Raw genomic sequence first — 25521 nt, 5'->3', positions numbered from 1 at the left:
ACCCAGCCTCAGCCTTGGCGCTTCATCCGCTCGCGGCGGGCAATCTCGGCCTCGGACGGACTATCGGGCCCGAACGATCCGGTGCGGATCTCGCCGGCGCGCTCGTAGACGCTCATGACGACACCGGTCGTGGAAATGGCCGTCTCGGTGAGCTTCAGTGCGCCCGGTTGTATGCCATCGCGGAAGAGACGCTTGCCGCGGCCGAGCATGAGCGGAAAGGTCAATATCCGGAACTCGTCGATCAGATCATGTGCCATCAAGGTCTGTAGAAGGCGGCCGCTTCCCTGGGTCAGCAACCTAGGACCAGCCCCCTGCTTCAGCCGGGCGACCTCCGCGGCGACGTCCCCGCTGAGGGCAATGGATTTCGCCCAGGTCAGCGGCTCCGGCGAGGAGGTGGCGACGTATTTCGTCACCCTGTTGAAGCGCGCCGCGATGGGGCTCTCGTCACCGATGAAGGGCCAGTACGCGGCGAAAATTTCGTAGGTCGTGTGTCCGAGCAGAAGGTCGAAGGGGGTCGAGAACATCCCGTCTATGAATTCCCGTATGCGCTCGTCCGAGTAGGGGACGAGCCAGCCGCCATATTTGAAACCGCCCGTCGTATCCTCCTGCGGCCCGCCGGGCGCCTGCATGACGCCATCCAGGCTGACGAATGCTGCTGCAACGACTTTTCTCATTTTCAGATCTCCCGTTGTTTCTGCAGCAAGGACGGAGCGGGGCTTGCGAATACGACACCTCGGTCCGGATTTTTTCGCGCCTCGGCTCGCGTCCGGTGATCTGGGTTAACCGACCTTCTCGCTGGCAAGGAAGACGCCCAGCTGGTCGAGCTGGCTGGCGATGCCTGCCTGCCGGTATTCAACCTTGTCGCCGCCATCAAGGATGGTGATCTGTTCGGTCAAGACGACGTGGGTGCCTTCCGAAATCGGCATCAGGCTGATGGTCGTCAGCGACGCGGAGATGCGGCGCTCGTTGTGCGACATCGTATAGGCATAGACGATACGCCGGTCCTGCACGATGTCCTCGTAGCGGGCATCGGCGACATATTCGTCATCCTTGCCGAAATTGAACCTGCTGACATCACGGCCCCCCACGCGAAAGTCGTTCTGCGTGTAGGTCGTCGTGAAATTCTCGCCGATCGCCTCCCATTGCAGGCGGGCCTTGGGATCCGACCAGGCGGCGAAGACGCGCGCAGCCGGGACCTCATAGGTGCGCTCGACCGAGAAGGTGGAATGGACCGTGCTGTAGTCAGACATGCTCTTACTCCTCTTCCTTTGGCTCTGCCGTGGTCTCCGGCATCTCCGGATTGGCTTTCAGATACTCGCCCAACCTGTCGAGGCTGCGCTCCCAGTATGTCCGGCGGTCATGGATCCAGGCCTCGGCCGAGCGGAGGGCGGACGGTTCGATGCGGCAGGTGCGGACGCGGCCGACCTTTTCCGATTTCACCAGGCCGCTCGCTTCCAGCATCTGCAGATGCTGAAGCACCGACGGCAGCGCCATGGTGAGCGGCTCGGCCAACTCGCTCACCGATGCGGGCCCCTTGCACAAACGATCGACCATACTGCGACGCGCCGGATCGGCCAGCGCTTGAAACATCAGATCGAGTGACTGCGATTGGTTAGGCATATACCTAACTATAGCGCTGAGACCCTAGCAGTCAAGAAATACCTAGGCATTTGCCTAACTTTCTTTGCAATTGAAACCGCCCGCGCGCCGCAGACCGTTTGCGGCCGGCGGCGACAATCGCCGACATGGCGTTTCTAGCGGCGCATGAAAGCTTCGAAGGCGGCGCGGGCTTCCGCACTTTTCAGGCGCTCGGCGAAGTGCCGGGCTTCGTCATCAATACGCTTGATGATTTCTGCACGATCGCCGCGGATGAGATCGCGAGCGATCCTCAAGGCCTCCGGCGGCTTGGCGGCGAGTTTGGCCGCCGTCGCAAGCGTCAGCAATTCAACGTCCGGCGCGGGGCAGACCCTCCAGACGAGCCCGGCATCCTTCGCCTCGTTGGCAGAGAAGGCCTCACCGGCTGCCAGCATCGCGAAGGCCCGCTGATGCCCCATGAGGCGCGGTGCGATCAGGCTGGAGGCGGCCTCTGGCACCAGCGCCAGATCGACGAAGGGCGTGCGGAACTGGCTGCGGTCGGATGCAATGGTCAGGTCGCAATGCATATGCATCGTCGTGCCGATGCCGATCGCCAGGCCATCGACGCCGGAAACCAGCGGTTTTTCGGCATTGACGAGCGCATAGAGAAAGTCGAGGAGTTCATTGCCCAGGCTGCCGCCCATCGCAGCGGCAAGAAAATCGCCGATATCGTTGCCTGCGGAAAAAGCGCCCTCCGTGCCGAGGAAAGCCGTCGCCCGGATGGCACTATCCTCGTTCGCCGCCCTCAGCGCCTCCGTCATCCGCACATACATGGCGCGAGTGATCGCGTTCTTCTTTTCCGGGCGGTTGAAGCGAATGATCTGGATGCCGGGATGGGCTGCTGATTGTTCGACAACGATGTGATCGGACATGGGGATGATCCTCACGAAAGAGCGATGCGGGCGGCCGCGAGGCTTTCGGCGCCGTTGACGACGCGATCCTTCAATGCTGCGGTTTCCGACAAGAGATTTTCGGCGGCAAAGCGGCAGAGCACAATGCGGCTTTGGTTCGCACCGTCCGAAACGCTGGCAAGCCCGCCCTTGGCCAGATAGCAGCCGGTCAGCACCAGGCCGAAGAGGCGCTGATAGGGTGTGGCGCCCGAAAGGGCATCAGTCAGCTTGCCATCGGCCTGCGCTTTCAAAAGCCAGAGAGTTGCCTGCTCCAGATCGGCAATCGCCGCGTCAAGCCGTGCGGCCGTTTCGCCGAAGCCATCGAGATTGGAACTGCGCACCTGATCGGCGATCTCGCGAAGTTCGGCGATGAAGCCCGCCACCTGAGTACCGTTCGAAAGCGGCAGCTTGCGGGTGACGAGGTCGATCGCCTGGATGCCGTTCGTGCCCTCGTAGATCGGTGCGATCCGGGCATCGCGCAGGAAGCGGGCAGCGCCCGTCTCCTCGATGTAGCCCATGCCGCCATGGACCTGGACGCCGAGCGAGGCGACGTCGACGCCGGCGTCGGTCGAGAAGGACTTGGCGATCGGCGTCAGAAGCGCGGCGCGCTCCTGCCAGTGCTGCTTGTCCGAAGCCGAGCGGTGGGCCATGTCGATCGCATGGGCGCAGGCATAGGAGATGGCACGGGACCCTTGCGTCAGCGCCTTCATCGTCAGAAGCATGCGGGCGACGTCCGGATGTTCGATGATCGGGCTCATGCCGCTGCCGGTCCAGCCGGGCGCCCTGCCCTGCGTGCGCTCGCTCGCATAGGCGATCGCTTTCTGCGTCGCGGCTTCGGCGATCGCCACCCCCTGCATGCCGACCGTGAGGCGCGCATTGTTCATCATCGTGAACATGCAGTTGAGGCCCTTGTTCTCCTCGCCCACAAGCCAGCCGATCGCGCCCTTCTCGCCGCCGAACTTGCCGTCGCCGTAGATCATCGTGCAGGTGGGCGAGCCGTGGATGCCCATCTTGTGTTCCAGCGAATGGCAGAAAACGTCGTTTCGGGCTCCGAGCGAGCCATCGTCGTTGACGAGGAATTTCGGCACGAGGAACAGCGAAATGCCGCGGGAGCCGGCCGGAGCATCCGGCAGGTGAGCGAGCACCAGATGGATGATGTTATCCGTCGCATCGTGTTCGCCCCAGGTAATGAATATCTTCTGGCCGAACAGCCGATATGTGCCGTCGTCTCTCCGCTCGGCGCGGCTCTTCAGCGCACCGACGTCCGAACCGGCCTGCGGCTCGGTGAGGTTCATAGTGCCCGTCCATTCGCCGGAGATCAGCTTCGGGAGGTATTTCTGCCGAAGCTCCGGGCTGCCGTGGGCGCTCAGTGCCTCGACCGCGCCCATGCTCAGCGTCGGGCAGAGCGCAAAGGCGGTCGCGCCGGAGTTCCACATTTCGAGAGCAGCAACGTTCAACATGTGGGGCAGGCCCTGGCCGCCATATTCCTCAGGCGCTGAAAGACCGTTCCAGCCGCCCGCGATCCAATCCCGGTAGAGCTTCGCCCAGCCGTCCGGCGTCTTCACTTCACCGTCGATGAGACGAGCGCCCTGCCGGTCGCCGATCTCGGCCAGTGGAGCGACCTCTTCCGTCGCAAAACGGCCGGCTTCGCTCAGGATTGCATCGACGAGGTCCTCGCCGAGTTCGCCGAGGAGGCCTTTTTCGATCGCCTCGCTCAGTCCCGCGACATGTTTCAGAGTGAACGCGATGTCCTCGACGGGCGCCTTGTACATATCATCTCCTCGCATCTCGAACGGAACCGCAGCCCCGGGCCTCCGCTGGAAGAGCTAGTTTATTTTTACGTAAACGTCAATTTCGAATTCCTTTTCGAATTGGTGATATCTTGGTCCCACAGGCCTTCACACTTGTACAAACAACGGTCATGAAGAATCTCTAGGGACTGATCGCATCGAAAGGATCGCGGCTGATGGATACCTTGCCTGCCAACATACCTGGCCTTGTCTGGGCCTACAGTTTTCCGGCAGGAAGTGGCAAAGCGGTTCGCCTTCAGAACAGCGCCTTTCCGGCAGAGTTGGCATCCGGCGAAGGTTTTTACTGGCTGCACCTCAATCTCGCGGATGCGCGCGTCCCTGCCCTGCTCGATAGCCTTGACGGCCTATCCGAGGACGCCAAGGCCGCGCTGACCACGCGGGACACGCATGCTGCGCTTACCGTCGACGAACAGATGCTCTACGGTACCCTGGTCGACTGCCAGCGCGAATTCGACCAGGACACCAGCGATCTCGGCTGGCTGCATTTCGCGATCTCCGATCGCTTCATCGTCACTACCCGGCTGCAGCCGCTGCGCAGCGTCGAGCGGGCACGCGCGATGATCGAGAAGAATCCGGCGAAGTTCTCCCGGCCGGTCGATCTCTTCGAGCTGCTGGTGATCGAGTTCCAGCGCACGCTGATCTCCGTGGTGATGGAGCTTACCGAAGAGCTGAACCTCATCGAGGATTTCGTTTACGACAATGTTTCGCGCGATGAGCGGCGGCGGCTGGCGCCGGCGCGCCGCACGATCGTCCGCCTCCACCGGCACCTTCGAAACGTCCTCTCCCTCATGCGACGCGCGTCGGCTTCCGACGAGGACGAGATGCCCTTCGGCTTCGAGGATATTGCCAGCCGGCTGACGAGCCGGCTGGAAGCAGTCGACCACGATATCTTTGCGTTGCAGGAACGCGCCCGTCTATTGCACGAGGAAATCGACTCGAAGCAGTCCTCCGAGACCAACCGGCACCTTTACATTCTGTCGCTGATGACCGCCTTCCTGCTGCCGCCGACGCTGGTGACCGGCTTTTTCGGCATGAACACCGCCAATCTGCCCTTCACTCAGGGGTCCGGCGGCACCGAATACGCAATGGCGCTGATCGTCGCTTCGGTGTTGCTTGCCTGGTGGCTGCTGAAGCGCGTCAATATTCTTTGAAAGAAAAGCCCGGCATTGCGGCCGGGCTATAGAGCCTTTCAAGCTGTGGAAAGCCTTAGTAGGGCGAATAGCACTGCTGGCGCGGGCCGTTGTAGGGCTGGAAGGTGTTGTCGTAGGCCCGGTACGACCGGTAGCGGTTCGCGCACCAGGCGACGTGGGCGCTGCTGGCACCGTAGGCCGGCGGCGGGGGCGGAGCGACGTAGCGCGGCTGTGAAGCGATGGCGCCACCGATAATCGCGCCTGCGCCGAAGGCAGCCAGCGGATACCAGTAGCCATTGTAGTGACGATAGCCGCGGCGATAAGAGGGATAGCCGCGATAGCCACCGTACCAGCCCGGACGGTAATCGTGACGATATCCCGGACGATAATAGCGGCGGTACTGAACATTCTGCACATCCGCGGTTTTTTCCACCTGCGGCGAGGTCGGCATCTGGATTGCTTGGGACGGCACGAAGCTGGTCAGGACAACAGCGGCTGAAAGGACGGCAGTCGCAAGCTTTTTACTGAGACTATTCATTGCATTCTCCGTTACACAGCGAACCTAGGGGTCAGGACGTGGCGGTATGTATCCAACGCACATCGTTCGGCATCGGGTTGGATCTTACGAAAGCGCAAATGAACCGGGGATTAACCGGCTCATTTTTATACAATTTTTACGTGTAACTATACCGCATGCAACAATCATGCACGCATCCACCGGGCCTTTTTGCGGCGCCGGAGTCAATCAATCGTGAATACCCAAGGGAACGGCCGCCCGGCCGCTGCGGACCGGAGCGAAGTCGGTATTGCCGAGCGGCGGAAAATCAGGCGACGACGGAAAGCTTTGCCTGATCGCCCTGAAGCCGGTTTACCATGAAGTTTGCATACCATTCGAGGAACTGCATGACGCCCCCCTCATGGAGCATCGAATAAGGGCCTGGTTCATAGGCTGGCGAGCGAATGCCGAAGGCATTTTCCTCGACGATGCGGCGGTCCTGATCGTTGGTCTCGGTCCAGACGTGCGTCAGTTCCTCGAGGTTGTAGTCCACGCCTTCCACGGCATCCTTGTGCACGATCCACTTCGTCGTGACGACCGTCTCGTTGGCGCTGAGCGGCAGGACGCGGAAGGAGATCGCGTGATCGCCGAGCAGGTGGTTCCATGTCGTCGGATAGTGGAACAGCAGCATGGTGCCGATGCGATCTATCTTCATATCGTCCGACAGCGGACGCTTGACTGCGCTCCTGCCGGACATCGTGTAGCTTTCAGCATCCTCGATCAGCGGCATGCGGGCGGCGCGGAACTGACCGTCCGGCGAGATCTGGAACTTGCTCGGAAGGCCCGCCGCCTCGCAACGCGCCCAGTGACCGGCGATTTCCGGATCGTCGGCGCCGCCGTCCGTGCCGGTGACGCTCGGTGCTTCCGGATAGGTGCGGCAGAGTTCCGGATGGTTTGCAGCGCAGTGATAGCACTCGCGGTTGTTTTCCCAGACGAGTTTCCAGTTGCCCTTCTCGATGATCGTGCTCTGGAAGGCGACCTTACCCTCGCTCAGGCGGTGCGGCAGCATATAAGGCGCGGCCATGTCGCGAACCGGCTGGAAGTCCGGAGCGTTTTCGGCCAGGCAGATAAAGATGTAACCCGCAAAGCTCTCGCAATGAACAGGCTTCAGGCCGTAGCCGCTCTTGTCGAAGTCGTCGCCCATGTGGCGGGCAAACGCCAGCTTGCCGTCGAGATCGTAAGACCACTGGTGATAGGGACAGACTAGACGAACGGATGAACCGTGCTCCTTGGTGCAGACGCGCGAGCCGCGGTGACGGCAGCTGTTGTGGAAGGCGCGGATGACGTTGTCGCGGCCGCGGACGATGACGACCGGATATTGGCCGATCTGAACCGTGAAATAGGCGCCCGGCTTCGGCAGTTCGCAATCATGGCCCATGAACAGCCAGTCGCGATAGTAGATCATTTCCATATCGAGCTTGAAATAGTCTTCGTCGATATAGAACGGCTGTTCGAGGCTGAAGCCTTCTCGCCGGTTCTTGAGCTGCCGCAAAACGTTGCTGCGAATATCCATCTGCTTGTCCTCGTGCCCTAGGCTGCCGGGAGAATTACTCCCCATCATTTAATCACCGGCCATGACCGAGGCTTGGTTGTAATGCGACATCGGCTTCGAAAATGACGACAGGGAACAAAGTAGCACAGCCTTGGCGATCTTCAGCCACAGCTGCTTCAAATGCGACATCCGAAAAGTTCAAATTTCGCCGATGGATGGAAGGGCACATTGTCGCATCTGCGCCTTCCGTGAAAACTGCCTCAGCGTGTGCGCGAAGACTTTAAGACGCTCTTAAGCATAAGCTCCTATGCTCCATCCCGGGACACGGTATGGAATGCGAGCCATGGCGAAACTGCGCTATTTTGAAGCCACAGAGGCACAACACCCGCAGGGCTCAAAGCCTGTGGCGCCATATTCCGAATTTCTCCGCACCGGCAAGATCACCCGCGCACGGCCGTACCGCCGTGCCCCAGAACGCCGATACCTCACGCATGAGGAAGTGGAAGAAACGACCGGCCGGAAACTGCAGGCGGCGGGCCTCAAGGCATATCAGCAGATCAACGGCTTCCACGAGGCGATTCAGTTTCCGAAGATGGTGTTCCACCGGACGCTCTCGGACAGTCCGCACCTCGGCTATTGCCACGTGACTGCTGCCCGGACGAAATTCGCCCGCTACAAAGAGGTCAGCTGGGCCTTCTATATCGCCAATTTCAATGCGGATATCGGCGACAACGACAATTTCTTCCACCACATCGATATCAATTCTGGCCGTATGTATTTTGCCGTCGCCATCAAGCCGGGCGAGCATACGCCGGAGAAGATGACGGTCGACCGCTCCGTTCGCGGTAACGGCCTGCTCTTCAAGACCGACGATCCGCAGGTGGCGATCAGGAACGTGCTTCTCCTTGGCGCGCGCAACGAACAGCTCCGCGAAATCATCCGCCAGCTCTGATATTGATCGGGAGCTTTCAAAGGCCTATGGGACTGCCTGGAACAACGGGCGGCCCATGGCACGGATAATCGACATCGCAAAACACAGGCAAGAGGCGCTGGAGGCGGCGTCGGCCGTGCTTTCGGAGGGCCATCCGGTCGCCATTCCGACCGAGACCGTCTATGGCCTTGCCGCCGACGCGACCAACGCGACAGCGATAACCCGGATCTATGAGACCAAGGGCCGGCCGCGCTTCAATCCGCTGATCTGCCATATGAGCAACCTGGCGATGGCGGAGAAATATGCGGAGTTCGACCCGGTCTCGCGCGCGCTGGCTGAAGCGTTCTGGCCGGGGCCGCTGACGCTCGTCCTGCCCTTGAAGGCGGAAAGCTCGATCCATGCACTGGCAACCGCCGGCCTCGATACGATCGGCATCCGCGTGCCGAAGGGGTTCGCGAGCGAGTTGATCGGCCTCTTCGGCAAGCCTCTTGCCGCGCCGAGCGCCAACACGTCAGGCCGGATCAGCGCCACCAGCGCAGCACATGTCGACGCCGATCTGGGCGATAAGATTGAGCTGATCCTCGATGCGGGCGCGAGTGCCGTCGGGGTGGAATCCACCATCGTCAAGGTCGACGGCGACGAACTGAGACTTCTGCGGCCCGGCGGCCTGCCCGCCTCCGAGATCGAGCGTATCGCCGGCAGGCGGCTGCGACGGTCGAAGAAGGCCGCGGCGGCAATCGAAGCCCCGGGCATGCTTGCGTCCCATTATGCGCCGGGTGCGAATGTCCGCCTCGAGGCCCGGTCCGTCAAGCAGGACGAGGCCCTCATTGCCTTCGGGCCGGCCGATATCGAGGGCGCAGGCGGTGCCGTCACCGTGCTCAATCTCAGCCCCGGCGGCAATCTGGCCGAAGCGGCCGCCAATCTTTTCGACTACATGAAGAAGGCCGATGCGAGCGGCGCGGCCACGATTGCCTTTGCGCCGATACCGGACGAGGGCCTTGGCGAGGCAATCAACGACCGTTTGAGGCGCGCCGCCGCGCCACGCGAATGACAAGGAAGGAATAAGCCCGATGAGCGCCAGCATTTCCCCTGAACTTCTCGACCGGTTCGCTGCCATTGTCGGCGACAAATACGCGGTGCGCAGCCAGTCCGAGCTTGCGCCGCACCTGATCGAGAACCGCGGGCTTTATCATGGCTCCTCGCCCCTTCTGCTGAAGCCGGCCAACGTCGAGGAAGTTTCGGCGATCCTGAAGCTTGCGACGGAAACCGGCTCGGCGGTTGTCCCGCAAACCGGCAATACCGGTCTCGTCGGCGGCCAGACGCCGCGCGAGGGCAAGTCGGATATCATCATTTCGCTCGAACGCATGAACAGGATTCGCGACGTCGACCCGGTGGCAAACGTGCTGGTGGCCGATGGGGGCGCCATTCTTGCCGAAGTGCAGAAGGCGGCCGAGGCGCATGGCAGGCTCTTCCCGCTGTCGCTCGGTTCGGAAGGCTCCTGCCGTATCGGTGGCAACCTCTCGACAAATGCCGGCGGCACGGCGGTGCTCGCCTATGGCAACATGCGCCAGCTCTGCCTCGGCCTCGAAGTCGTGCTGCCGACGGGCGAAATCTGGAACGGCCTGCGCCGTCTGAAGAAGGACAATACGGGCTACGATCTTCGCGACCTCTTCATCGGCGCAGAGGGCACGCTCGGGATCATCACCGGCGCCGTCCTAAAGATTTTCCCGCAGCCGCTTGGCCGTCAGGTCGCCTTCGCGGGGCTCAACTCTGTGGAAGATGCGCTCGCTTTCTTCAACCTTGCAAGCAGCCTCTGCGGCACCTCGCTCACCGGCTTCGAACTGATGCCGCGGTTCGGTGTGGAGATCACCGCCAAGCATATCGAAGGCGCGCGCGATCCGTTGGAAACACCACATCCCTGGTATGTCCTGATCGACATTTCGACCTCGGATTCGGCTGAGACCGCCGAGCGGATGATGAATGCGCTTCTGGAACAGGGTTTCGAGGCGGGACTGGTGCAGGATGCGGCGATCGCCTCGTCGGTTGCGCAGCAGAAGGCGCTTTGGCATATGCGCGAGAGCATGTCGGAAGCCCAGAAACCGGAAGGCGGCTCGATCAAGCACGATGTCTCCGTGCCGGTCTCGAAGATCCCGCATTTCATGCAGGAGGCGGGTGAGGCCGTGCTTGCCGCAATACCCGGGGCTCGCATCTGCGCGTTCGGCCACATGGGCGACGGCAATATCCACTACAACATTTCCCAGCCCGTCGGCGCCGACAAAGATGCGTTCATCGCCCGCTGGCATGAAATGAACGAGATCGTCCACGGGCTCGTGCTGGCGCATGGCGGCTCGATCTCGGCGGAGCATGGCATCGGCCAGCTGAAGCGCGACGAGCTGGCCGCCATCCGGCCCGCCATCGAAATCGACCTGATGCAACGCATCAAGCGCGCCTTCGATCCGGCGAACATCATGAATCCGGGGAAAGTGATCGCTGTCTAAAGCCCGCGGGGTCCCGCGGACGGAGAAGCGCCTACTTCGATTTGGTTCAGCGGCTGGTCAGGATCGTCAGTGCGGGCGACGACTGGGTGTTGTTCTTCAGGTCGTACATGACGGCGAAGCGCTTGACGAGCTTATCGACCTTGTCGGGATCCTGCAGATCACTGAGAGTGACGTATTTTTGCAGCGCCTTGGCCTGCTGGTCGACATCCATGCTTTGGAACGCCGAAGGAAGATTGAAGGCCGTCGTGACCACCTCGAACATGGCCTGATCGCCCATGATATCGTAAATCGAGGTGATGTCTGGTGCCTTGCGCTGGGCATAGAGCGCCAGGCGGACACCCTGGTTCGTATCGCCCTGCTGCTCCTCCAATGCCTGCTCCAGATAGAGCTCGTTTGTCCGGCGCAGCGCGCCGCCATTCTGTGCCGTGCCCGTCGTCGAACGCGTGAGGTTGCCTTTGCTGTCGAAATTGAAGGACGTGACAAGCTCCTTCAGCTTGGCGCTGTTTTTGTCGGTCGGATCGTTCAGCATGCTCTTCGGATCATCCGGATCGGCTGCGAAGGCCTTCTTCAGCGTATCTGTGGTCACCTGCTTCGGGTCCAGGCCCTTCGCCGTCAGTATGAAGGAGACGAGCTTTTTGTCGGCGAGCAGGTCCGACACCGACTTCACCTTGCCGATGTTATCCTCGAAATAGGCGATGTCCTCCTTCGACGCCTTCACGGCCGCCTGCTGCTCTGCACCGCTCAGGAGCATCGTCTTCTGGGTGTTGTAGGCCAGTCCGAAATTGTTGATCTGAGTTTGCGACAAGGCCTGAAGCGGCGTCGAGGCGTCACCCTTGCTATCGAAGTTCAGGGCCTTGGCGAGTTTGACGAGGCGATCGTCCTTCAACGAATTGACGTAGCTCTTCGGATCATAAGGATCGCTTTCGAGGATCTTCTTCAGCTGCGATTTGGTAACTTCGTCCTCGCCGAGGCCGTAGGCGCGCAGCACAATCTGATAAAGCTCCGGATCATTGTCGTTGATGCCGCCGTCGTCGTCGTCCTTGTTGCTCAGGAAGAAGTCATCGATATCCTTGACCGAGGCCATCCTCGTCTTGAAATTCGCGCTACCGCCGTCGACCGTCAGCTGTTCTAGTTGGCTATAGTTCTCGCTGTAATTTTCTGACGTCTTCTTTACCTGATCGGCGGTCTGTGCCTGCTCCCCCGGTGGCACGTTGCCGTTAGCGTCGAAATTGAACATCTTCGGAACGCCGCCGTAGCCAAACACGTTCGCAAAGCTGGTCGGATCGCTGGGATCGCTCGTGATGATCGCCTGTACCGTGGCGCCTGAAAGGTTCGGCGGATCCCACATACTGAAGGCCGCCTTGATATAATCGACCATACGCGGATCGCTGACCAACTGCTTGACGGAGGTGATCGTGCCGATCGTTGCTTCGTAATGGGTCTTGTTGTAGGCCGCCGCCGTAAACGTGGTGAAGGAAGGAACCGTCACGTTGTATTGTTCGATGACCGCGTTCTTCTGAGCTGTGGTCTGTGCTGTGGCATTCTTGAGCGTGCCGTCGGCATTGAAACTGAATTGCGCCGCGAGCGCCTTGTACTTGTCGTTGGCGCTGGTGTTCACGAAGCTTTTGGGATCGTTGACGTCGCTGGTCAGGACTGACTTCAGGAAAGTCTTGGATACGTAGGTCGGATCGATGTCATAGGCCTGCAGCATGTAATCGCGGAGGCGGTCATTGTTGACGAGATCCGAGACGTTCTTCACCTTGTCGACTGCGGCGCTGTAATAGGTGCTCTCGGTCCTGGCGGACGTTTCCTCGTCGGCATAGGACTGAGTGTACAGACCGAGGGTCTCGTCCTCCTGCGCCGGCGCCTGAGCAACCTCAGGCTGCGCACCGAAATTGAACGCGGCGGCGAATTCCTTGTAGCGCGGGTCGGAAAGCCGGTTTGCGAAGCTGTTCGGATCGCTGAGATCGCTTTCGAGCACCTGCTTCAGGAAGCCTTTGCCGTATGCCATATCCGCGAGGCCGTAAGCCTTGGTCGCATAGCTGTAGAGGCGATAATCGTTCATGAAATCGTCAACGGTTTTCACGTTGCCGATATTGGCGTTGTAGTAGTCGATTTCGCGCTGGGTGGAAGGCTGCTTGGCGACCCTATCCAGTGTCGACGGCATATTCTTGGTGAGGATCGTGTAACTCAGATAAGTCGAGATCATAAATCACGCCTCTTCCGGCAAAGGCTCAAAGGAATAGAGAATACCCAATACGTTATTGTCGCATCCAAAGCTTACCCGAGGCTTACTTCCTGCCGTCCCGCTTTGACGCAGCTTCCGGCGGTCGCTCGTTCACTGTCCGGAAACCCTGCCACATTGGTTTTTGATAACCATCCGGGACGGCAAAGTTTTCTTAACCGCGAATTTTAAGCGGTCCGGAAGAGGCCGTCCGTATTGTCGAGGCATAGAGGGCGAAAAAGCCCCAAGGAGAAGACCGGGAACCGGCTCTCAGGTAAGACAAGGGTAGAAACAAACATGAAAAACACCGTTATGAAGCCCGCTTGGGCTGCAACGACACTGCGTCTCGATCCGTCCCGCTTTCCTCAACAGGTCAGCTACGCCGTTCACGACTCCGCCGGTGACGTCAGCATAACGATCGACGAACGTGGCGCCATTCTTCGCAAAATTCTTCCCTCCAGCGGCCTGCCGCTGTCTGTTGCCCTGCCGAAGCGGGCCTTCAAAGGCGTGGCAGCCCGGGCGATCGACCATGGCGGCGGCGAAGTGACCGTGACGCTGGAACTGCACCATGAAGACCCGGATCTCTGCATTCCGCTGCTGGTCGCACACGATCTTTGCGATATCGCTGCCGACTGGCGGAGCTGGTCGGAGGCATTCCGCATTCCGATGCTGATGGTCGAGGCCGACGGCATTGCACGGCCGCTCGAAGATCATCTCGGCGATCTGCGCACCAGCCGCATGAGGCCGCGCCGCCGGCACTCCTATTTCGCCAATCGCCGTCCGCGCTTTCTCGTGCGTCGCACAACAGGCAAGCTCGGCGTGACGATGAAGATCGAAGGCAAGGAAATTATCGCCCGCAACTAGGCGGCGCCATTTCAAAACAATGATGCCCGGCCATTGTGCCGGGCATTTTCGTTTCCGCGTCAGGGCAGAACGAAAAGAAGCGAAAGAACGAGGCCGGCGAAGATGATGAGACCGACGCGTGTGTTGGACTTGAACAGGGCAAGGCACTGGTCGGCGTCGTCGATGTTGATCGTCACGATCTGCCAGGCAAACATGCCGGCGGCAACGAGCAAGCCGAGATAGGCAAACAAGCCGACACCCGCAAGCGCGAAAGCGCAAAAGGCAAGCACGAGCGTCAGGCCATACAGACCGACAAGCCACTGCTTCGTCTTTTCGCCGAAAAGCCGTGCAGTCGAACGCACGCCGATCAACTCGTCGTCTTCCTTGTCCTGATGCGCATAGATCGTGTCATAACCGATCGTCCAGACGATCGAAGCGAGATAAAGCGCGATCGCGGCAAAGGACAGGCTGCCGAATATGCCGGCCCAACCCATCAGCGCACCCCAGGAAAAAGCAAGACCAAGGAAGAACTGCGGCCAATCGGTGAAGCGCTTGGCAAAGGGATAGAGCGCGACGATGGCAAGCGAAAGTATGCCGAGAACAACCGCGAACCAATTGAACTGTAACAGCACCAGCAGGCCCACGAACGCTTGAAGCACGATGAAGATCTTCGCCTGGGTTCGCGTGACACGCCCCGACGGCAAGGGCCGCGAGCGGGTACGCGCAACTTCCATGTCGATCTGATGGTCGACCAGATCGTTATAGGTGCATCCTGCCCCGCGCATGGCGACGGCACCTATGAAGTAGAGAAACAGATGAAACAGCATCTGCGAGCCGGAGAAGAGGCCCCGGGCCGCGGCAGCATTTGCTGCGAGTGCGACCGACCAGAAACAGGGCCACATGAGAAGCTGCCAGCCGATCGGCCTGTCCCAGCGCGCAAGCTGCGCATAGGGCCAGAGCCACGGAGGCAAAATCCGGTAAACCCAATTGTCCGAAGGAGCGTCGGCGACGCGCCCGTTGAAGCCGCCAATCTGTTGCATGCGGCCATCTAGCGACCAGGCGCCGGGCGGGTCAATAGCCGGGCCGTCGGCGCCGAGCGTTCATCTGCGGCGATAGAGAAAGTAGCGGCCCTTCTCGACAGACGGAGGCGGCGGAATTTCCTCAAGTTCGGGATGCCTCAACTCCAGGCCGCTGACCGCAAATCCGCCGCGCGCTAGCACAGCGACGATGCGGGACGGTAACCACTGGCGGATGATTGCATCCTTTTCCGGGTAGCCGGTGCCGATATCGGCATGAGCGACGGCTGCCGCTGCACCGTTATAACTCATGCAAGTTTCCTGGATATCGCCGAGCACGACATCCGCATCATCGGGCCGACAGCTTCCGTGCGCACCGTTTTCGTGATCGAAGGCGATGATGCGCAGGTCAGGGAAGCGCGCACGCAAGTGACTATAGGTCCGGCCGTTGCCGAGACCGATCTCCAATATTGGTCCATCCGGCAGTTCCGGCCGCCTTTCCGCGATGGAGTTGAGTATGTCTCTTTGCGCGGAGATTCTGCTGATAAAGTCGTCGAGACGTGTTCGCATAAGCCAATCCGAGTGCCCTAACTCGAAATAAGCTTTTAAATTCAATAGTTCAAGCTCGCCCTCAGGCGACTGCCTCGTTGCTAACGCTGGTTCCACCGCCGAATGACCGGCTCCGTCAGGTCGTGCTCATAGCCCAGAACGCTGATGCTCGCGGTATCGAGGACAAGGCGCGATCCGTCTTCCGGCGGCAGCCCGAGCCAGCGTGCGGCGAGCACACGGAGAAAGTGGGAGCTGGAAAAGATCAGCACGGCTGCGTTGGCATTGCGAAGCTCGCTGACGATACGATCCGCCCTTGCACCGACGTCCGCGGCCATTTCTCCGTCCGGACATCCGTCGCGGAAGAGCTGCCAGCCGGGCCTAGTCGCGAGGATTTCCTTCGTCGTGACGCCTTCATAGGCACCGTAGTCCCATTCGGCGAGATCCGGCTTTATAACCGCATTTGCACGGAAACCGGCAAGAGTGCAGGTGTTTTGGGCTCTCTGGGAGGGGCTGGACCAGACGGCTGAAACCGTCAGTCCCTTAAGCCGATCGGCGAGTTTGCGGGCGGCCGCCTCGCCGTCCGGGGTCAACGGAATATCGCTCCTGCCGGTATGCTTTCCGGAGAGCGACCACTCCGTTTCGCCGTGGCGGACAAGATGGATTTCAGGAAATACACCGCTCATCTGCAAGACTTTCCTTAAAGAAGGAGCGCGGCCGAAGCCGCGCCCGTAATGTCAGATGATGACCTTTTCCAAGGGCGGACGCGTGGCCTCGAACTGCTTCAGCTTCGCCTCGTTCTCGGCAATGTAGTTGCGGTTGTCCGGGGTCGAATACTGGTTCTTGGAAATTTGGATCTGCATGATGAAGAGCTCGTCCCAGCGGAAACCCATTTCGGAGCCGGCGAGATAGAACTCCCACATGCGGAAGAAGCGTTCGTCGTAAAGGGCGACGGCTTCCGCCTTGCGTGCCACGAAGCGCTCGCGCCAGTGACGGAGCGTGTAGGCATAGTGCAGCGGCAGGACCTCGACATCGCGGACCAGCAGGCCCGCCTTCTCAATGAAAGGCAGTGTCTCGCCGATCGACGGGATATAGCCTTGCGGGAAGATATACTTCTCGATGAAGGCATTCGTCGCAAAGCTCGGCTTCGGGCGCGCGATCGAATGCAGCACCATGACACCGTCATCTGCAAGAAACTCATGCACTTTCTTGAAGAAGTTGCCGAAATTGCCGATGCCGACATGCTCGAACATGCCGACCGAAACGATGCGGTCGAACTTCTTGCCCTTCATCGTGCGGTAGTCCTGCAGCTCGAAGCGGACGCGACCGGCAAGACCGCGCTTTTCGGCCCGCTCGCGCGAGATCTTCAGCTGCTCCTCACTGAGCGTGATGCCGGTGAGATCGACGTCTGGCGTCGATTCCGCCAGATACATGCCCATGCCACCCCAGCCGGAGCCGATTTCCAGAATGTGCTGCTCGGGCTTCAGCAGCAGCTTGGCGGCGATATGGCGCTTCTTGGCGACCTGGGCTTCCTCAAGGCTGATGCCCGGCGGATCGAAATAGGCGCAGGAATACTGCCAGTCTTCGTCGAGGAAGAGTTCGAAGAGCTTCTCCGACAGATCGTAATGGTGCGCGACGTTGCGCTTGTTATGGTTGACCGGCAGCCGGCTCTTCAACTGCTGCAGGGCGATACGGCCGATCAGCAGTGCGGCCATCGGAATATCGAAGATTTCGTTGGTGGTGTTCTGCTTCACCATGGACAGGAAGTCGTAGATATCGCCTTGCTCGACGATAAACCGGCCGTCCATATACATTTCGCCGAGCTTGAGGGTGGGGTCGCGGCGAATAAGCTTCTCCGCCTCGTCATCGGCGATGCGCACCGCGACAAGACCACCGGTGCCGTCGCCAACGGTGTGCGTCTCGCCGTTGGCGAGTGTGAGTTTCAGATTACCCTTGCGGATGATCTTTTGGACAATGGATAGGAATCCCGACGCCATGGGTAGGGCCTCGCATTATGTGACAGGATGGTACGGGTTAAATTTAGTCCCTCTCTCCAGCCACACAAGCGCCGTATTTGGCACTGCTGCAACAAGACTGCCAAACTGTGATATTTTTGCAATCTGGCCGCCTAAGCCCTTATTTTCGCTTCATGGCCTCCGCGAGAGCCGCTCCAAACGCGCCTTGCGTCTCCTGTTTCGGGGCGGCCGGGCGGCGGTCGTTGCGTGATCCGGAGCCCTGATTTCCACGGGTTTCGCCACGCGGCGCCGGAGCCGAGGAGCCATCGTCCTTGCGCATGGAAAGACCGATCCGCTTGCGCTTTGCATCGACCTCGACGACGCGGACTTTGACGACATCGCCGGCTTTCACAACTTCGTGAGGATCTTTGACAAAGCGATCGGCAAGCTGCGAGACATGCACAAGCCCGTCCTGATGGACGCCGATGTCGACGAAGGCCCCGAAGGCCGCAACATTCGTCACCGTGCCTTCCAGGACCATGCCAGGCTTGAGGTCGGAGATTTCGTGGACGCCTTCGGCAAAGGTCGCCGTCTTGAAACTCGGACGCGGATCGCGGCCGGGCTTTTCCAATTCCGCAAGAATGTCCTTGACCGTCGGCAGACCGAATTTCTCGTCGATGAACTGGCGCGGATCGATCGCCTTCAACGCGGCGCTGTCGCCCATCAGCGTACGCAGGTCGCGGCCGCAGGCGGCGACGATCTTCTTCGCCACGCCATAGGCTTCCGGATGCACCGATGACGCATCCAGGGGCTCCTTGCCGGCCGGAATGCGCAGGAAGCCTGCCGCCTGCTCGAAGGTGCGGTTGCCGAGGCGCGCGACTTTCAACAGGCCGCGGCGGGTTTCGAACGGACCGTTCTGATCGCGATGGACGACGATGGCTTCGGCAATTGACGGCCCAAGACCTGAGACACGGGACAAAAGCGGCGCTGAGGCCGTGTTGAGATCGACACCGACAGCATTCACCGCGTCTTCGACGACGGCATCCAGCGAGCGAGACAGCTTCTGCTGGTCGACATCGTGCTGATACTGGCCGACGCCGATCGATTTCGGCTCGATCTTCACGAGTTCGGCGAGCGGATCCTGCAGGCGCCGAGCGATCGAGACCGCGCCGCGGAGGGAGACGTCGAGCTGCGGGAACTCGGCCGCAGCGGTTGCGGAGGCTGAATAGACGGAAGCGCCGGCTTCGGAAACGATGACCTTGGTGGGCTTCGTGCCCGGAAGATCGGCCAACATGTCGGCCACCAGCTTTTCGGTCTCACGGCTGCCGGTACCGTTGCCGATCGAGATCAGCTCGACATTGTGCTTGCGGATCAGCGAGGCGAGCTCGACCTGCGCGCCGCGAACATCGTTCCTCGGCTGGAAGGGATAGACGGTGGAGGTGGCGACTACCTTGCCGGTGCCGTCGACCACGGCGACCTTGACGCCGGTGCGGATGCCCGGATCGAGGCCCATCGTCGCGCGCGAACCGGCGGGTGCGGCAAGCAGCAGGTCTTTCAGATTGCGGGCGAAGACGTGGATCGCCTCTTCCTCGGCGCGTTCACGCAATTCCCGCATCAGGTCGAGCGACAGCGACATGGAAAGCTTCACGCGCCAGGTCCAGCTTGCGACATCCATCAGCCAGCGGTCGCCGGGCCGGCTCGCGCCGATCTCATAGGCCGCCGCGATCATGCGCTCGACCGGCTTGTTCGGCGAGACGGTTTCCCCATCCGCCTCGATCGTCAACGTCAGCACTTCCTCGTTCCAGCCGCGCAGCATGGCGAGCGCGCGGTGGCCGGGTGCCGTCGCCCAGCGTTCGGAATGATCGAAATAGTCGGAGAATTTCTCTCCCGCCGCCTGCTTGCCATCGACGACCTTGGCCTTCAGAAGCGCTGCCTGGCGCATGTGGGCACGCAGCTTACCAAGCAGGTCGGCATTTTCAGTGATGCCTTCCGCAACGATGTCGCGCGCGCCTTCCAGCGCCGTCTTTACATCCGGGACATCCGCAGTGATGTAGCCTTCGGCAAGAACCGCCGGTTCCTTGGAGCGGTCGGCGAGAATGGCATCGGCAAGCGGAGCGAGGCCGCGCTCGCGGGCGATCTCGGCGCGGGTGCGGCGCTTCGGCTTGTACGGCAGATAGAGGTCTTCAAGCTCCGCCTTGGTTGCGGCGCCTGTGATCTTGCCCATCAGCTCGTCGGTCATCTTGTCCTGCCCGGTGATCGAATCGACGATCGCGGCGCGGCGGGCTTCCAGCTCGCGGAGATAGACGAGGCGCTCGGCGAGCGTGCGAAGCTGTCCGTCGTCCAGCCCGCCCGTCACTTCCTTGCGATAGCGGGCGATGAAGGGAACCGTAGCGCCCTCATCGAGCAGTTCGATCGCGGCCTTGGCCTGATCCGGCCGGGCATTGATTTCGGAGGCGATGACTGCGGCAAGCAAGCGGAGGTCTGCGGCCATGGGGATCCCTGCATTTCACAAAAGTTGCGGGACAATAGCGGTCAAAAGCGGCAAGGCAATGCCCGAGGGAGCTTTCCACAGCGGAGTGTGTTTGTTTCATATGCGTTTGAGCGTGTGTGGCCCCCTCATCCGCCCTTCGGGCACCTTCTCCCCGCTGGGGCGAAGGGGAAAAGAGGCACCGCCACAAGTCCCTTCTCCCCGTCTGGGAGAAGGTGGCGGCAGCCGGATGAGGGGGCAGCATGGCACAACGTCGCTCGAATGCCCATGTCACGGCAACGATAGCTGTTTTTGCGGTTGTGCAGATGCGGCTTTCTTTGGTAGCAGAGGCGACCGTTTTGGACCACCCCTCCCCTGCGGAGGCAAGGAAAAGTGACATGCCGAACCTGCTTCTCGAACTTCGCTCCGAAGAGATTCCAGCTCGTATGCAGCGCAAGGCTGCCGGCGACCTGAAGAAGCTCGTCACCGATGCGCTGGTGGAGGCCGGTCTCTCCTATGAGGGTGCGCGCGAATACTGGACGCCGCGCCGCCTGACGCTCGACATTCACGGCCTGACCGCCCGCTCCGCCGATGTGCGCGAGGAGCGCAAGGGACCGCGCACCGACGCCAACGAAAAGGCGATCGAGGGCTTCCTGCGCGGCGCCGGCCTTTCCTCGATCTCCGAGGCGCAGGTTCAGAGCGATCCGAAGAAGGGCGATTTCTACGTCGCCGTCATCTCCAAGCCCGGCCGGGCAACGGAAGAGATCGTCACCGAGGTGATGCCGGGCATCATCCGCAATTTTCCCTGGCCCAAGCCCATGCGCTGGGGCAAGGCCTCTGCCAAGCCCGGTTCGCTCACCTGGGTTCGGCCGTTGGAGTCGATCGTCTGCACCTTCGGCACCGAGCACGAGGAAACGATCGTCATCCCCTTCGAGATCGACGGCATCGTCGCTTCGAATGTCACCTATGGCCATCGCTTCCATGCGCCGGGTGCCATCACCGTCAAGCGTTTCGACGATTACGTCTCGAGCCTTCAAAAGGCCAAGGTCATCCTGGACGCCGAACGGCGCAAGGAGATCATCGCATCGGATGCCGCCAACCTTGCTTTCGCAAGCGGGTTGGAACTGGTGGAAGACGAAGGCCTGCTCGAAGAAGTCTCCGGCCTTGTGGAGTGGCCGCAGGTGCTGATGGGGACTTTCGAGGAGGATTATCTTTCGATCCCCTCCGAAATCATCCGCCTGACGATCAAGACGAACCAGAAATGCTTCGTCACTCGCAAACAGGGTGAAGAGACGCTTTCCAACAAGTTCATCCTGGTTTCCAACATTGAGGCGAGCGACGGCGGCAAGGAAATCATCCACGGCAACGGCAAGGTCGTGCGCGCCCGGCTATCCGACGCGCTGCACTTCTGGAAGCGCGACCAGGGAGACCTGCCGGATCTCGAGACGCTGGTGGCTTCGGCAAAAAAGTTCGGGCTCGATCTCAAGAAGCCGCTCGACCAGCGGATGGCGAAGCTCGACGCCCTGCATGTGACGTTCCATGCGAGCATCGGGACGCAGGGCGAACGGGTAACCCGGATTCGCAATCTTGCCGGCGAAATCGGCAAGATCGTCAATGCCGATCCTGTGAAGGTCAGCCGTGCCGCGGTGTTGTCGAAAGCCGACCTCAGAACCGAGATCGTCGGCGAGTTCCCGGAGTTGCAGGGTGCAATGGGGAAGAAATACGCCCTGCTGCAAGGTGAAGATCCATCGGTGGCGGCGGCTATCGAGGACCACTACAAGCCTCAAGGCCCTGCCGACCGCGTGCCGACCGACAACGTCGCCATAGCGCTGGCTCTTGCCGACAAGATCGACACACTTGTCTGGTTCTGGCGCATAGACGAAAAGCCAACCGGTTCGAAGGATCCGTTTGCGCTGAGACGAGCGGCGCTGGGATCGATCAGGCTGCTGCTGGAACGGGGCATCAGAGCACCCCTCGTCCCGGTATTTCGCGCTGCGTTTCGTAGCGAGTGGGCCGTGGCCATGACGAGTCATGAAGATTCGATAAGGCTGTTCGAGCTCAAGATCCAACAGGGTGAGGACAGGGTCGAGTTCGAGAAACTCATAAAGGAACAGTACGCCGCTATCGAATACTGCAAGACCTATCTTGCCAAGGGTCATCCGAAGACGATCGAAGAAGAGGCCGAGCTGGCGATCAGCCTCCTCTCCTTCTTCCACGACCGGCTGAAGGTCTATCTCCGCGACCAGGGCGCCCGCTACGATCTCATCGATGCGGTGCTGACACCGGACGCCGACGACCTGCTGATGATCGTCCGGCGCGTCGAGGCGCTTACGGCCTTCATTACCTCCGAGGACGGCAAGAACCTTTTGGTCGGCACCAAGCGCGCGACGCAGATTCTTGCGGCGGAGGAGAAGAAGGGCACGGTGATCGCCGACGGCGTTTCGGAGAAGCTGTTCCGGCTCGATGCCGAAAAGGAACTGTTCGTGGCCATCACCAAGGCCGCCGCCGAGGCTTCCGCAGCAATCGCCAAGGAAGATTTCCGCTCGGCCATGGAAGCGCTTTCGAAACTGCGCGCCCCGGTTGACCGCTTCTTCGATGACGTGCTCGTAAACGACGAAGATGCGGCGATCCGCGCCAACCGCCTTGCGCTGCTGCGGCTGATCCGCGAGGCGACGGGCACCGTTGCGGACTTCTCGAAGATTGCGGGGTAGAGGCCCCGGGAAGCAACCTTCATCCTGTGCAAGTGAACGCGGCCGCCGGACTTCTCCGGCGGCCGCAAATGCATAGGTGATGAAATAGCCGTGTTTAAGACTCAGGCGGCGCGGCGCGCCGGCGCAGCTGCGGTCTGATCGGCACCGCCGATGTGGAAGCCACGGATAAGGCTGAGCAGTTCGTCGGTATCGGCAGCCAGAGTCTCGGCCGAAGCCGTCGTTTCTTCCGCCATCGCCGCGTTCTGCTGCGTTGCCGTGTCGAGCTGGTTCATCGAAGACGAGATCGAACGCAGCGTCGTATCCTGTTCGGAGGCGCTGTGAGCGATTTTGGCGACGATCTCGTTGGCAGCCTTGATCTGGTCCGAGATACGCTTCAGTGCTTCTCCCGCCTCGCCGACAAGGCGAACGCCCTGATCGACCTGGCTGGAGGAACGGGCGATCTGGTCCTTGATCTCCTTGGCGGCAGCGGCGGAGCGCTGAGCCAGTTCGCGGACCTCCTGGGCGACGACGGCAAAGCCCTTGCCGGATTCGCCGGCACGCGCAGCTTCGACGCCGGCGTTGAGTGCCAGAAGATTCGTCTGGAAGGCGATCTCGTCGATGACGCCGATGATCTTGCCGATCTCGTCGGAAGATTTTTCGATACCGCTCATCGCTTCGATCGCTTCGGTAACCACCGCATCGCTGCGGCTCGCTTCGGTGCTCACGGCGTGCACGCGCTTGCTTGCCTCACTCGCGCCTTCCGCCGTCTGACGAACGGCAACGGTGAGCTCGTCGAGCGCCGCCGACGTTTCCTCGAGGCTGGCTGCCTGGCGCTCGGTGCGCTGCGACAGTTCGCTTGATGCACGGCGAATTTCTTCCTTCGCAACGCCGATGTCGCCGCCCTTTGCGCTGACCTTGGCCATCGCGGCTTCGAGATGCGAAAGTGCATCGTTGAAGTTGTCGCGAAGGGCTGCGTATTTCTGGCCGATATCGCCGCAACGAACGGTCAAGTCGCCGCGAGCGATCTTTTCCAGGGCCTGGCCGATCGTCGAGACGACGCGGGCTTGGCCGGTCGCCTCGTCACGCTGACTGCGCAGGTTGTTTTCGCGCTCGCTCTCGAGTTCGAGCTGCTGAGCCGCTTCGCGCTCAGACATGACGTGACGTTCCTTGACCTTTTCCTGCAGCGACTTGGTGGCCTTCGCCATCATGCCGATTTCATTGTTAAGGCCGGTATGCGGGATGGTCAGCGACACGTCTTCATCCGCGACTTTTTCCAGCGCCTGATGAACATCCTTGAGCGGCTTGGAGATGCCGCGGATGAAGTAGATTGCGGCGCCGATGCCCGCGAGGAAGATGATGCCGCAGGCAACGAGCGCCTTCCAGATCGTTGCATCGATCTGGACCTGCAGGTCATCGAAGTAAACCCCACAACCGACGACGATCTGCCAAGGAGCGAAGGCCGCGGAATAGGCGCCCTTCAGATATTGTTCGCTATCCGGACGGCCCGGCTTGCTCCAGAAATAGATCGTCTGGCCGCCGCCGGCGATCGCCTTGTCAACCATTTCCTTGCTGAAATGCGTGCCGCGCTGGTCAACCTGGCCGCTCATGTCCTTGCCGAGATTGACCGGGCTCGGATGGAAGCGCTGGACGACATTGTAGTCGAAACCAAAGACATAGCCGGTTGGCTCGAACTTGACCTTGGAGAGCACCTTGAACGCTTCGGCCTGGGCGGCCTCATGCGTCATCTCACCGACCTTTTCCCTTTCGTAATAGGCATTGAGGACCGAGATCGCCGACTCGACCTGCGTGCGGAGCAGATCGAAGCGGTCATTGTAGATGGATTGCTCTGTCGTTTTGATCTGGAAAAACGTGGCCAGCGCAAAGGCTGCCATAAGAACTCCGACAAGGGCAAAAAGCTGATGGGCAATCTTGAGCTTTTTCATGAAAGTCTCCCGAAAATGGTGAAATCTGCAACACCGGATCGGTCAACTCCCGTCCCTTTGCGCGTGTCGCCACGCACGTTCAGCAAGCGCAATCATGCTCACTCCGGTCCTCCGGTAAGTAAAATTATGGTAAATGGCTGAATGATCACTTAACGATTTCGACTATTACCGACGATCAGCAATGCCAAATCTGAATCATACTTTCTTGCATAATTGTATAGGTTGCATTCGTACTTTGTCATTCAATTGAAATAAAGAATGCGCCCCTGCTTCTCTTCAGGAGCGCATTCATTCCGCCGACGGGGCGGACCCCAGAACGACCAAAACCTTGGCCGGGTCAGGGGCAGGGAACTTTCAAAATCCCGTACGTAGCTTAAGACCAGAAACGTCGAGCGGCGCAGTTTGTTCCACCGGCCTATTCATGTCCGCAATAACCGGCTTCGTATCGCCGCCGATAACAGAGGTCGTTGCCGTAGGATCGATGTCCTCGGCGGGAACGCTCGCCTTAAAAGCCGCGAGGACTTCGGGCGTTGCCTTGGTGACAAAGACGACAGGCGAGCCGCCCATCCAGCCTTCGGTGCGGTAGAGCTTGGGCTCGCCGCCCACATCGCGCAGGGCGCTCGCCTGGAAGGCGCCGGGTGCCAGCACCGGTACGGTGTAGTCCTTCTTGCGCTCGATCGCTTGCAGCGGCGGGCAGCTCGTGCAGGTTTTCGTCACGATGCTTCCGCCATCGACCTGCGCGGCCTCGCCGATGACCTCGATCGAGGATGCCATCGCCGAACCGGCCGTCAGAAGTATTGCCGTACCGAGAATGAATTGACGCATGGAAGCTGCTCCGTCGTAGTATGGGAGCAGAATAGCGCGGCTTTATTTCCATCCCGTCAGAGGAAAGGG

At 60.6% G+C, this 25521-nt stretch carries 21 protein-coding genes; 6 read left to right on the top strand and 15 right to left on the bottom strand.

Features of this window, described 5'->3' with window-relative positions; all coding sequences use genetic code 11:
* Positions 1-8 precede the first annotated feature (8 nt).
* The 5 genes from HGP14_RS04325 to HGP14_RS04305 all read right to left on the bottom strand — a co-directional run bounded on the left by HGP14_RS04325 (position 9) and on the right by HGP14_RS04305 (position 4297).
* Complete coding sequence (locus HGP14_RS04325) at positions 9-674, bottom strand: dihydrofolate reductase family protein (RefSeq protein WP_168828605.1); 666 nt, start codon at positions 672-674, stop codon at positions 9-11.
* Between the two features lie 105 nt (positions 675-779).
* A complete protein-coding gene (locus HGP14_RS04320; protein ID WP_168828604.1) occupies positions 780-1250 on the bottom strand; it encodes an SRPBCC family protein in 471 nt (156 codons plus the stop codon).
* A gap of 4 nt (positions 1251-1254) precedes the next feature.
* Positions 1255-1620 carry an ArsR/SmtB family transcription factor gene (locus HGP14_RS04315; RefSeq protein WP_168828603.1) on the bottom strand — a complete coding sequence of 122 codons (366 nt, stop codon included), beginning with the start codon at positions 1618-1620 and terminating at the stop codon, positions 1255-1257.
* A gap of 134 nt (positions 1621-1754) precedes the next feature.
* Positions 1755-2507: a crotonase/enoyl-CoA hydratase family protein gene (locus HGP14_RS04310; protein ID WP_168828602.1), complete on the bottom strand. Its 753-nt coding sequence runs from the start codon at positions 2505-2507 to the stop codon at positions 1755-1757.
* Positions 2508-2518: 11 nt separating this feature from the next.
* On the bottom strand, positions 2519-4297 hold the full coding sequence (locus tag HGP14_RS04305; RefSeq protein ID WP_168828601.1) for an acyl-CoA dehydrogenase: 1779 nt from the start codon (positions 4295-4297) through the stop codon (positions 2519-2521).
* A gap of 194 nt (positions 4298-4491) precedes the next feature.
* On the opposite strand from HGP14_RS04305, the gene HGP14_RS04300 reads away from it, so the two are divergent.
* Positions 4492-5487, top strand: coding sequence for a transporter (locus HGP14_RS04300; protein WP_168828600.1), 996 nt, complete (start codon positions 4492-4494; stop codon positions 5485-5487).
* A 55-nt stretch (positions 5488-5542) separates the two neighbouring features.
* On the opposite strand, the gene HGP14_RS04295 is transcribed toward HGP14_RS04300, so the two are convergent.
* Positions 5543-6004 carry a BA14K family protein gene (locus HGP14_RS04295; RefSeq protein ID WP_168828599.1) on the bottom strand — a complete coding sequence of 154 codons (462 nt, stop codon included), beginning with the start codon at positions 6002-6004 and terminating at the stop codon, positions 5543-5545.
* A gap of 286 nt (positions 6005-6290) precedes the next feature.
* Positions 6291-7535, bottom strand: coding sequence for an aromatic ring-hydroxylating oxygenase subunit alpha (locus tag HGP14_RS04290; protein WP_168828598.1), 1245 nt, complete (start codon positions 7533-7535; stop codon positions 6291-6293).
* 322 nt (positions 7536-7857) lie between these two features.
* Here HGP14_RS04290 and HGP14_RS04285 point away from each other — a divergent pair, with 322 nt between their 5' ends.
* Genes HGP14_RS04285 through HGP14_RS04275 form a run of 3 tightly spaced genes read left to right on the top strand, consistent with a single transcriptional unit; the run spans position 7858 to position 10943 of the window.
* Positions 7858-8466 carry a DUF6656 family protein gene (locus tag HGP14_RS04285; protein ID WP_168828597.1) on the top strand — a complete coding sequence of 203 codons (609 nt, stop codon included), beginning with the start codon at positions 7858-7860 and terminating at the stop codon, positions 8464-8466.
* Positions 8467-8521: 55 nt separating this feature from the next.
* On the top strand, positions 8522-9496 hold the full coding sequence (locus HGP14_RS04280) for an L-threonylcarbamoyladenylate synthase (protein WP_168828596.1): 975 nt from the start codon (positions 8522-8524) through the stop codon (positions 9494-9496).
* Positions 9497-9515: 19 nt separating this feature from the next.
* Positions 9516-10943: an FAD-binding oxidoreductase gene (locus tag HGP14_RS04275; protein WP_168828595.1), complete on the top strand. Its 1428-nt coding sequence runs from the start codon at positions 9516-9518 to the stop codon at positions 10941-10943.
* 46 nt (positions 10944-10989) lie between these two features.
* Here HGP14_RS04275 and HGP14_RS04270 read toward each other — a convergent pair whose 3' ends face one another.
* A complete protein-coding gene (locus HGP14_RS04270; protein WP_168828594.1) occupies positions 10990-13152 on the bottom strand; it encodes a DUF1217 domain-containing protein in 2163 nt (720 codons plus the stop codon).
* Between the two features lie 312 nt (positions 13153-13464).
* On the opposite strand from HGP14_RS04270, the gene HGP14_RS04265 reads away from it, so the two are divergent.
* Positions 13465-14031, top strand: coding sequence for a DUF6101 family protein (locus HGP14_RS04265; RefSeq protein ID WP_168828593.1), 567 nt, complete (start codon positions 13465-13467; stop codon positions 14029-14031).
* A gap of 59 nt (positions 14032-14090) precedes the next feature.
* Here HGP14_RS04265 and ubiA read toward each other — a convergent pair whose 3' ends face one another.
* The 5 genes from ubiA to HGP14_RS04240 form a co-directional block, all read right to left on the bottom strand.
* Positions 14091-15050 carry a 4-hydroxybenzoate octaprenyltransferase gene (ubiA, locus tag HGP14_RS04260; protein ID WP_168828592.1) on the bottom strand — a complete coding sequence of 320 codons (960 nt, stop codon included), beginning with the start codon at positions 15048-15050 and terminating at the stop codon, positions 14091-14093.
* A 60-nt stretch (positions 15051-15110) separates the two neighbouring features.
* Positions 15111-15596, bottom strand: coding sequence for a class I SAM-dependent methyltransferase (locus tag HGP14_RS04255; RefSeq protein ID WP_168828591.1), 486 nt, complete (start codon positions 15594-15596; stop codon positions 15111-15113).
* Between the two features lie 80 nt (positions 15597-15676).
* Entirely contained in the window at positions 15677-16258 is a 582-nt protein-coding gene (locus HGP14_RS04250; protein ID WP_168828590.1) for a histidine phosphatase family protein, read from the bottom strand.
* A 51-nt stretch (positions 16259-16309) separates the two neighbouring features.
* Positions 16310-17569: an SAM-dependent methyltransferase gene (locus tag HGP14_RS04245; protein WP_168828589.1), complete on the bottom strand. Its 1260-nt coding sequence runs from the start codon at positions 17567-17569 to the stop codon at positions 16310-16312.
* Between the two features lie 139 nt (positions 17570-17708).
* Positions 17709-20018 (bottom strand): Tex family protein, encoded by a 2310-nt coding sequence (locus HGP14_RS04240; protein ID WP_168828588.1) that lies wholly within the window; start codon positions 20016-20018, stop codon positions 17709-17711.
* Between the two features lie 374 nt (positions 20019-20392).
* Here HGP14_RS04240 and glyS point away from each other — a divergent pair, with 374 nt between their 5' ends.
* Positions 20393-22705, top strand: a complete 2313-nt coding sequence (glyS, locus tag HGP14_RS04235; protein ID WP_168828587.1) for a glycine--tRNA ligase subunit beta — start codon at positions 20393-20395, stop codon at positions 22703-22705.
* A gap of 101 nt (positions 22706-22806) precedes the next feature.
* Here glyS and HGP14_RS04230 read toward each other — a convergent pair whose 3' ends face one another.
* Both HGP14_RS04230 and HGP14_RS04225 read right to left on the bottom strand, forming a co-directional pair.
* The gene (locus tag HGP14_RS04230; RefSeq protein ID WP_168828586.1) at positions 22807-24627 is read right to left on the bottom strand and encodes a methyl-accepting chemotaxis protein; all 1821 of its coding nucleotides are present in this window, start codon (positions 24625-24627) and stop codon (positions 22807-22809) included.
* Between the two features lie 354 nt (positions 24628-24981).
* Positions 24982-25452 (bottom strand): plant virulence effector HPE1-like domain-containing protein, encoded by a 471-nt coding sequence (locus tag HGP14_RS04225; protein ID WP_168828585.1) that lies wholly within the window; start codon positions 25450-25452, stop codon positions 24982-24984.
* Positions 25453-25521: the final 69 nt, after the last annotated feature.

The sequence above is a fragment of the Rhizobium sp. P32RR-XVIII genome (assembly GCF_012641395.1).
In the GTDB taxonomy this organism is placed as follows: Bacteria; Pseudomonadota; Alphaproteobacteria; order Rhizobiales; family Rhizobiaceae; genus Rhizobium.
The sequence above is the reverse complement of the archived record's forward strand: the minus strand, read 5'-3'. Positions and strand labels throughout refer to the sequence as shown.